Origin of the sequence: Desulfofundulus sp. (assembly GCF_049701015.1) — a bacterium.
Lineage (GTDB): Bacteria > Bacillota > Desulfotomaculia > Desulfotomaculales > Desulfovirgulaceae > Desulfofundulus.
Map to the genome: position 1 here is coordinate 1 of NZ_JBNATZ010000114.1, position 7,732 is coordinate 7,732.

General features: G+C 49.3%; 10 protein-coding genes. 3 read left to right on the plus strand and 7 right to left on the minus strand.

Features of this window, described 5'->3' with window-relative positions; all coding sequences use genetic code 11:
* Positions 1-262: 262 nt before the first annotated feature.
* The 3 genes from ACPLUI_RS08305 to ACPLUI_RS08315 form a co-directional block, all read right to left on the minus strand.
* Positions 263-517, minus strand: coding sequence for a glutaredoxin family protein (locus tag ACPLUI_RS08305; RefSeq protein WP_424659801.1), 255 nt, complete (start codon positions 515-517; stop codon positions 263-265).
* A gap of 30 nt (positions 518-547) precedes the next feature.
* Positions 548-763: a hypothetical protein gene (locus ACPLUI_RS08310; RefSeq protein ID WP_424659802.1), complete on the minus strand. Its 216-nt coding sequence runs from the start codon at positions 761-763 to the stop codon at positions 548-550.
* 107 nt (positions 764-870) lie between these two features.
* The gene (locus ACPLUI_RS08315; protein WP_424659803.1) at positions 871-1,713 is read right to left on the minus strand and encodes an SDH family Clp fold serine proteinase; all 843 of its coding nucleotides are present in this window, start codon (positions 1,711-1,713) and stop codon (positions 871-873) included.
* Positions 1,714-1,968: 255 nt separating this feature from the next.
* Between ACPLUI_RS08315 and lspA the strand changes: the two genes are divergently transcribed.
* On the plus strand, positions 1,969-2,442 hold the full coding sequence (gene lspA, locus ACPLUI_RS08320) for a signal peptidase II (protein ID WP_424659804.1): 474 nt from the start codon (positions 1,969-1,971) through the stop codon (positions 2,440-2,442).
* Positions 2,429-3,367 (plus strand): RluA family pseudouridine synthase, encoded by a 939-nt coding sequence (locus tag ACPLUI_RS08325; RefSeq protein WP_424659805.1) that lies wholly within the window; start codon positions 2,429-2,431, stop codon positions 3,365-3,367. Before lspA ends, ACPLUI_RS08325 begins: the two co-directional genes overlap by 14 nt.
* Here the strand turns inward: ACPLUI_RS08325 and ACPLUI_RS08330 are convergent.
* The 4 genes from ACPLUI_RS08330 to ACPLUI_RS08345 all read right to left on the minus strand — a co-directional run bounded on the left by ACPLUI_RS08330 (position 3,344) and on the right by ACPLUI_RS08345 (position 7,237).
* Positions 3,344-3,799 carry a DUF441 domain-containing protein gene (locus ACPLUI_RS08330; protein WP_424659806.1) on the minus strand — a complete coding sequence of 152 codons (456 nt, stop codon included), beginning with the start codon at positions 3,797-3,799 and terminating at the stop codon, positions 3,344-3,346. The two genes, ACPLUI_RS08325 and ACPLUI_RS08330, sit on opposite strands and share 24 nt — an antisense overlap.
* A gap of 202 nt (positions 3,800-4,001) precedes the next feature.
* Complete coding sequence (locus ACPLUI_RS08335) at positions 4,002-4,628, minus strand: hypothetical protein (protein ID WP_424659807.1); 627 nt, start codon at positions 4,626-4,628, stop codon at positions 4,002-4,004.
* Positions 4,629-4,968: 340 nt separating this feature from the next.
* Positions 4,969-5,772: a phosphosulfolactate synthase gene (locus ACPLUI_RS08340; protein WP_424659808.1), complete on the minus strand. Its 804-nt coding sequence runs from the start codon at positions 5,770-5,772 to the stop codon at positions 4,969-4,971.
* Between the two features lie 160 nt (positions 5,773-5,932).
* Positions 5,933-7,237 carry an MFS transporter gene (locus tag ACPLUI_RS08345; protein WP_424659809.1) on the minus strand — a complete coding sequence of 435 codons (1,305 nt, stop codon included), beginning with the start codon at positions 7,235-7,237 and terminating at the stop codon, positions 5,933-5,935.
* Positions 7,238-7,347: 110 nt separating this feature from the next.
* Between ACPLUI_RS08345 and ACPLUI_RS08350 the strand changes: the two genes are divergently transcribed.
* The gene (locus ACPLUI_RS08350) at positions 7,348-7,623 is read left to right on the plus strand and encodes a YqhV family protein (RefSeq protein WP_424659810.1); all 276 of its coding nucleotides are present in this window, start codon (positions 7,348-7,350) and stop codon (positions 7,621-7,623) included.
* The last annotated feature ends 109 nt before the right edge of the window (positions 7,624-7,732 follow it).

Genomic DNA, 7,732 nt, shown 5'->3' on the forward strand with positions numbered 1-7,732 from the left:
TCTAACCATCCCCCGGTTATAAAATACTATTTTAATCTCATTTTTCACTGCTCCGTAAAAAGATTTCTGCTGAACGGTAATATTTCCATGACGAGCGGAATAACTTTTCCGGCGGTGTTATTCGCCGTTCAATATTTCCATTGGGTACAGATTTTTGACACTCCATAAGGTAAAACGTACCGGCGTTGCACATTTCCCTGTAACTACCAGCCTGTAATGGTTGCAGGAGGGGGTTAGCGGACCCCCTCCTGCTTGATATTCCCTAAGTCATCCGTAAGGGTTCTTCTGAAAGGAGATGATCCCATTTCTCCGGAAGATAGCCTACTACGATATGACCGTCCACATCGATGGTAGGGCAGTCGGTGCGACCAGTCTTGTGACGCAGTTCCCCTCTTGCACCAGGGTCAAGAATACTCTTCTCTTCATAGTTAATTCCTTTGTCTGCCAGAAACTTCCTGGCCTTCTCGCAATCGTTACAGTCAGGTGAAACGTAAAGGGTTACATGATAATCTCCCAAAATTAAACACCCTCCATTTTTAATTACGTTTTAATTCCGTTTTGTGATGGGAACTGCCACCTGCAGTTCCCGCCCACAGACCGGGCAGGAAAAGAGATGCAAGCAGATGGGGTCTTCAAAGGACAGGTTAAAGTAAGGGCTGTAGGGACCGTAATAATCGGTTACCAGGCCGGCATCCTTCATAGTAGCCCCGCAGGTGCAGATTTGTTGTTCTGTATAAATGCCATTACAGAGTGGGCAGGTCATCACTATCCCTTCCTGTGTTTAGTTTGGCCCGCTTGAACCAGTATATTCCCATAAAAATAAGCCGGTATAAGCCGGCTTATTTTCGTGTTAAAGGTGAGGGTGGCTGGTTACCGGTCATTCGGTCGTGTTTCCCTGGTGTAGGGGAGGGGAATATATTGTACAGATGGGCGGCGCTGGGCTGGTTGAGGGTAGAGGTCCATCAAGGCATAAATTTCTGGCGGCAGCTCGGCACAAACCGGAAAGCCAAGCTCCCGCAATTGCTCACAGGTCAGGGGGTAATCATGTGTCCATTGGCCGCTGGTGAGCAGGCGGCTGATCTGACGGGCTTTTTCCGGGGGCATCTTTTCTACCAGTAAACGGTAAACAAATTCTTCTACCTGATTCATGGCCTTGGAAGCGATGTCGGCCAGCATTAACGTGCGGTCGTCAACCTTTTCCCGCCCTTTGACCTGTACCGCTTCTAAAATGGATGCTGCCGGCATGTCGCCCAATTGTGGGTCCATGGGGCCGAGAACGGCATTTTCGTCCATCACAATCTCATCGGCAGCCAGGGCGATCATGGTCCCGCCACTCATGGCATAGTGAGGAATGAAGACCGTTACTTTGGCCTTGTGCTTTTGTAGTGCCCGGGCAATTTGTTCTGCTGCCAGTACAAGTCCACCTGGCGTATGCAGGACCAGGTCTATGGGCATGTCGTCCGGAGTCAATCTGATGGCACGAAGGATTGCTTCCGAATCTTCAACGTTTATGTAACGGGATATGGGAAAACCCAGAAGACTCAATGATTCCTGACGGTGGATCAGGGTGATGACCCGGCTACCTCTCTTTTTTTCCAGGCTCCGGATCAGTCGTACCCGTACGGTTTCCAGGTGGTACTGTCTTGTAGCAGGGAGAAGAGCCATTATAATAAAAAAGAACCACAACAGGTCACTAAAGGAAATTTTCATCATATATTCACCTCAGCTTGTATTTTTTTCAAAAAAAGCATAGTTTATTTATGATTACATTTGTATTTTATCTGGAATCTCCCCTCAAGTAGATGAATGTTGGGAGTATCTCATTGGTAAGTTCAAATAAAGGGATTTTGCTCCCCAACTCGTTTTCATGGTATTATATGCTGGGATACAGGGGAGGTGCCTGGCCGACCGGTTTAAAACCATCGGATTACCATATTTAAATGGGTTGTTCGTAAAGGGGGAAAAAAGTTGCCTTTCTGGTTAACTGCCCTGATTACTTTTATCCTGGATCAGGTTTCCAAAGAACTGGTTCAACACCTTATGCGGGAAGGGGAATCTGTTCCGGTAATACCCCGGATTTTTCACCTGACCTACATACGGAATCCGGGGGCGGCTTTTGGTTTGTTTGCTTATCATACCGGCTTTTTTATCGTGGTTACCCTGTTTGTCGTAACAGGAGCACTGGTTTTCTCAGTATACCTTCCTTCCCGGCGGCGTTTGCTTCATTTGCCGCTGGGACTGATCATAGGGGGCGCCCTGGGCAACCTCGTAGACAGGGTCCGCTTTGGCGTTGTCGTAGACTTTCTGGATTTCAGGGTATGGCCGGTTTTTAACCTGGCGGACACGGCTATAGTCACAGGTACCTTTCTGCTGGTTTTTCTCCTCTGGTGGGAGGATCAGGAGAAGAAGCGTAAAAGGGTGGGGCCGGATGCAGAAAATTAGTTATCTTCGGGTAGAAGAGGGGGACGCCGGAGAGCGCCTGGATATTTTTTTGACCAGAGAGAGTCCGGAACTCTCGCGTTCGCATATCCAGAGATTAATCGCCGAACATCAAGTAACTGTAAACGGTGAGTATGTACGCTCCAGTTACCGTGTAAAACCCGGTGATGAAGTGGTTCTTAGAATACCTTTGCCACGGGAATTGGAGGTGGTTCCGGAAGATATTCCCCTGGAAATCTATTATGAAGATGAGGATGTGGTGGTGATAAATAAACCCCGGGGCATGGTGGTGCATCCGGCTGAAGGGAATTACAGTGGAACGCTCGTGAATGCCCTTTTGTTCCATTGCCGGGATCTATCCGGGGTGAATGGTGTGATGCGCCCTGGTATCGTTCACCGGCTGGATAAGGATACTTCTGGTTTGATAATGGTAGCCAAGAACGACTTTGCTCACCTGGAACTTGCCCGGCAATTGAAAGACCGCCGTGTTACCAGGCGGTATATTGCTCTTGCACATGGTAACTTCAAAGAGGACAGGGGTACGGTGGATGCTCCCATTGGCCGTCACCCCAGGGACCGTCAGCGTATGGCTGTAGTAAGCCGTGGGGGTCGTCACGCCATAACCCATTACAAGGTGCTTGAACGTTTTGGTCAGTATACATTGCTGGAGTTAAAACTGGAAACCGGCCGGACGCACCAGATCCGGGTTCACATGGCCTACCTGGGGCATCCCCTTGTAGGTGATTTAAAATATGGGCCAGCCCACCCCCACCTGGGTCTGCAGGGCCAGTTTCTGCATGCGGCCATATTGGGTTTTTATCACCCCAGACGGGGGGAATACCTCGAATTCAGCGCTCCACTGCCAGGGATTCTGGAAGATATCCTTGTCCGTTTGCGTCGGGGGCTAATGTCTAAACCAGGTAGCTAACTCCATAAAAAGAGCGGTGATACCGGCTGCCATGAGGGGACCTACAGGTACCCCGCCTAAAAAAACAATGCCAAAGATTGAACCGAGCATAAGGCCGAAGATAATTTCCGGTTGCAATTGCAGAAGCTTCAACCCTTCTCCATTGAGGTGGGTGGCCAGCGCACCTCCAAATAGAGCCAGCAAACCTGGCAGGGAAGTAAGGTTATAGAGCATTTCCCGCTCGTTGATCCTCCCCGTAGCAACGGGTACCAGGATGGACAGTAAAAGGAACAGCAGGCCCAGCTCGAGACCGCGTTTTTCCAGGAGGGGGAAGATAAAGTTCAGATTCGCGAGCTTGATAATGAGCAAAACACAGGCAGCCATGGCAATAAGGTTGGAGCGAGCAATGATGCCGATCAGCAATAACATTACCAGCAGGGTGACTCCAGGCATGGTATTCCCCTTCTTCAGGTTCTTTGCTTTAAGATATGTACGAGCCTCAGGCAATATTACCAGTGTTACAGGGAGCATCTCCCTTTAGCAATGCGAAGAAGTCAGCCCGGTGGGTGATACCGGGGCCGGGGGACCCTGTACTCTGAACAGCTTGGCCTGTCCCTTTTTGAGGGACAGGCCAATGTTGTACCGGGACGATGGTCTACTGTTTCTGTCCGTCAGGAGCAGGTGGACCAAAGTGGCAGAAACCTCTCAACTGCTGGACCAGTTTGTCGGCTTTGTCCTGAGAAATCTTACCGTCTTTCACTTCCTGCTGGATGGCCTGGATTCTTGCGTCAAGGAGCTTCTTGTACAGTTGATCCATGGTAAGCCCTTTTTCTTTAGCGATGTCGGAAATTTTCTTGCCCTGTTGCAGTTCGGTTTTGAGTTCGCTGGCACTCATACCGAGGACCTTGGCCACTTCATCTAACCTTTTACCCGCGAATTCCCCGGTTCTCCTACCGTCTCTAAAGCCTTTAGGGCCATGGAACGGTCCCATTGGGAAGAAGTCACCCTTGTTTATCCTATCCTTGATTTTTTGTGCCTGGCTGGAAGTCATCTTGCCCTGCTGGACAGCTTCATCAACCATTTGCAGTTGGGTTTGCTTGATGGCGTTTTCCAGTTTGCTCTGGTCTATCCCCAGGTTGGTTGCCAGTTTCCCCAGGAAATTTTGGAACAAGGCAGGCATTCCGGGCTGGCTTCCTGTGGTAGTTTGCGCCAGAGCGACTCCGGAGAGAATAACGACCGCAGCAAAAGCAAGGACGACTATTAAAGCGATTCTCTTTTTCAACGCAAAACTCCCTCCTCCGAAATCTCGTACTCTTCCCCCAGGTGAAAGTACAGATACTCTTTTACTTCCGGAATCAACGTGACTCTAACCTGACTCTAACCTGACTTTCTGTATCACCCCCTTAGAGTGAGGTCTTCATACTTACTTTATAAGGTACTTATTGCAGGTCGATTAACGGTTTGTTAAAGATTTATGACGGGTTTTTCTAAAACCGTGAAAAGATTTGGGAAACTGCAAAAAGAGGTCTTCAGCAAATGAGCCGGGAAGGTAAAAACAAAAAACCTGGCAAGTATCATTTCAATTCTGCCAGGTACCTTAAAATTCAAAATAGATTAAATAATTAATCTTCTAAAATAGCTTTTAAGGTATCAGCCCTCAAACCCACACGCAAGGCTTCCACAGCCAGGACCTCATGAGGAGGGATATTCCCCAGGTTGACGTTAGGTCCAAAGCGCAGGATAAGTTCTTCCTGCTGATTCTTGCGTGGTGCTTCCCAGATCAGGACGCGGGGATCGCCAATGCCGTAGAGCAGTTCCTCCAGTTCCTCATGGATGAACTGGCCCTGACCATCATAAAGCCCCACGTTGATGCCCGACTCCCGGCCTTCCAGAATGACCCGGTAAGCTCCGTGCTGTAAATCCAGACGGATCTGTTCCACTAGATGCTGGACTGAATGATGCTCTCCATTCTTTTTGCCGACTTCCGTTAATACCTTGAATCCCAGCTCTGCGGCGCGCGTAATCGCTTTCTCCCTGATTTCAGGGGGTAGCGTTATTGTGCCGTCGGATACTTCAATGGCTGTGAAACCAATAGCCTTAGCCAGATACAGGTACTCCTCAATTTTTTCCTGCATGATGGCTACTTCAAAGAATGTTCCTCCGGGGTAAATATCTATGCCGAAGGACTTGACGAGATGGACTTTTTCCTCTAACACCTCCGGAGCATATAAAGCGGGAGTACCGAACCCTAATTTAAAAAAATCAATATACTCACTGCATACATGTAAGATATCCTTTGTTTCCACAAGCCCCATACCTTTGTCGATGATCATCGTCAGGCCCTGCTGCCGGGGTTTTCCCAGCCTCTTGCCCAGAGGAAAGCTGAGGAATGCCTGCCATGACCGGGTACCCTCCTGTTCACTCATGCTCTCAATCTCCTTTCGCGGATAGCAATGCACCTGTCTTTTCAGGTGCTCTGTCGAACACCTCCTTTACAGGTTTCCCGCAAAAGTTAGCCATCCATAGAAATATTACCGTGGGGAGGGAAAGGTTACCCTGGTAAAATTGTCAGTGTTATCCACCTTTTCAGGATTCCCGTTCATCCGGGGGATTCCAGGGCTTGCGTGCAGCCAGTCCGTAGGATGGCTGTGGACTGGATGGGGAGGGAATATTTTTTTCTTCTGTCGCAGGCGCCTTCATGTCTTGCACGCGGATTAAAAAGGCGGCCAGTAAGGCAGTAACCCCTGCCAGGGCTGCGGTGCTCCAGAACATGAGGGGTAAGCCGTAGCCCATTAGCAGGCCAAAAAGAGGAGGGCCCAGGGCTACACCAACAAACCGTACGCCGCCATACAGGGAGGTGACCAGACCCCGCTTTTCCGTGGCTGTAGAGCTGGTGATAATAGTATTCAGGCAGGGAAGGGTCAGGCCTGTACCAATTCCGGCCAGGGAAATAGCTATAAAGAAGAGGTGGGTGGTACGATAAATAGCCATCATCGTTAAAGCTGCACCAATTAAGGCGAGACCTCCCACTACCAGCCATTTTATTAATGCTAAACGCTTTTTGATGATTCGGCCGGTGAGGTACGAAGTTATACTCATAAATAAAACTGGTATGGCCAAAGCCCCTCCTTTGCGCACTCCGTTCAACCTGAAAACCGTTTCCAGGTGTTCGGAAAGAAAAAATAACACTCCAAAAAGGATTAATAGGGCAACGGCTCCACCCAGAAAAGATGTAAGCAACATGGCGGATTTTTTTTCAAAGATTCGAACAATGGCTTTGAGGTACTCATTGACATTTTGTGCCTGCCGGTTGCTCTCCGGCTCCTCAACCAGGAACCAGAGACCCACTACAACTGGAATAACTGCCAGGGGGAAAAAAAGAAATGTGGCATACCAGGCGATGAGTCCCAATAAAGCCCCTAAAATGGGGCTTGCCACCTTACCCAGGCCGTTGGCGGCTTCAATGATACCCAGAGCAGTGCTCCGTTGTCTGCCGGTGAAAAGATCACCGGTCAGCGCCATGGCAATGGGTGCAGTTCCGGCTGCGCCGATGCCTTGCAAAATGCGCCCTCCGAGTATAGCCGGATAAGCTCCGCTTTTCAGGAGCATAGCTGCCAGGCCGGCTACTATACCGCCCAGGCCGTAAAGAATAAGTGCTGGCGTGATTACTTTTTTGCGGCCAAGGCGGTCCGACAGGAAGCCGGCTACGGGAATAACAAGTCCAGCAGGGATAGAGAAGAGGGTAATCAGCAGGCTGACCTTGAATTGAGTGAGGTGCAGTGCCTCCTTGATGGCAGGTAGTACCGGGATGAGCATGGAATTGCCCAGAACCATAATAAAGGGCACCCCACTTAAGGCAGCCAGTACCAGGGTGCTTTCTCGCGGCTTCATGGCTAACCCATCCTTTCGCCAAAAGTTTTCCCTGTTTTTGAGCCCGGCTATGCATTTATCCATACCCCGGGGCATATGAAATTTTAGTAAAAACCGGCAGGAGGGGTCTTATGTTTTTGTTCCTGGATCGTATCGTTTTAGGTATGGCTCTTCTGCGACTCCTTTCTTCATCCATTGAATTCAGTGCGGCCATGTTAATGTTATACTTCAACCGCGTGGAAACAGCTTTTAAAATAAATAGTTTTTTGGCCCTGGTGGGGCCGACGGTACTGCTTACTACGACCAGTCTGGGGTTGGTTGGTCTGGCGGGTAAAGTTTCTCCTTCCAGCATGATGATAATCCTTTTGGGGGTTACCCTGATTTTTATTGGCATAAACAGGATATAGCAGTTTATAGCCATGACAAGATCTTACTGGCTGGACCACACATGGCCAAACTGGTTCTGTCAACGGACAGTGAAAATGTCACCTAAAAAAGGCTTTATCTGGACTGAGA

Bases quoted from the DNA above. Each gene is read 5' to 3' on its own strand.
- ACPLUI_RS08315 (WP_424659803.1), bottom strand. From the start codon at position 1,713: ATGATGAAAATTTCCTTTAGTGACCTGTTGTGGTTCTTTTTTATTATA.
- ACPLUI_RS08350 (WP_424659810.1), top strand. From the start codon at position 7,348: ATGTTTTTGTTCCTGGATCGTATCGTTTTAGGTATGGCTCTTCTGCGA.
- ACPLUI_RS08310 (WP_424659802.1), bottom strand. From the start codon at position 763: ATGACCTGCCCACTCTGTAATGGCATTTATACAGAACAACAAATCTGC.
- ACPLUI_RS08345 (WP_424659809.1), bottom strand. From the start codon at position 7,237: ATGAAGCCGCGAGAAAGCACCCTGGTACTGGCTGCCTTAAGTGGGGTG.
- ACPLUI_RS08330 (WP_424659806.1), bottom strand. From the start codon at position 3,799: ATGCCTGGAGTCACCCTGCTGGTAATGTTATTGCTGATCGGCATCATT.
- ACPLUI_RS08325 (WP_424659805.1), top strand. From the start codon at position 2,429: ATGCAGAAAATTAGTTATCTTCGGGTAGAAGAGGGGGACGCCGGAGAG.
- ACPLUI_RS08340 (WP_424659808.1), bottom strand. From the start codon at position 5,772: ATGAGTGAACAGGAGGGTACCCGGTCATGGCAGGCATTCCTCAGCTTT.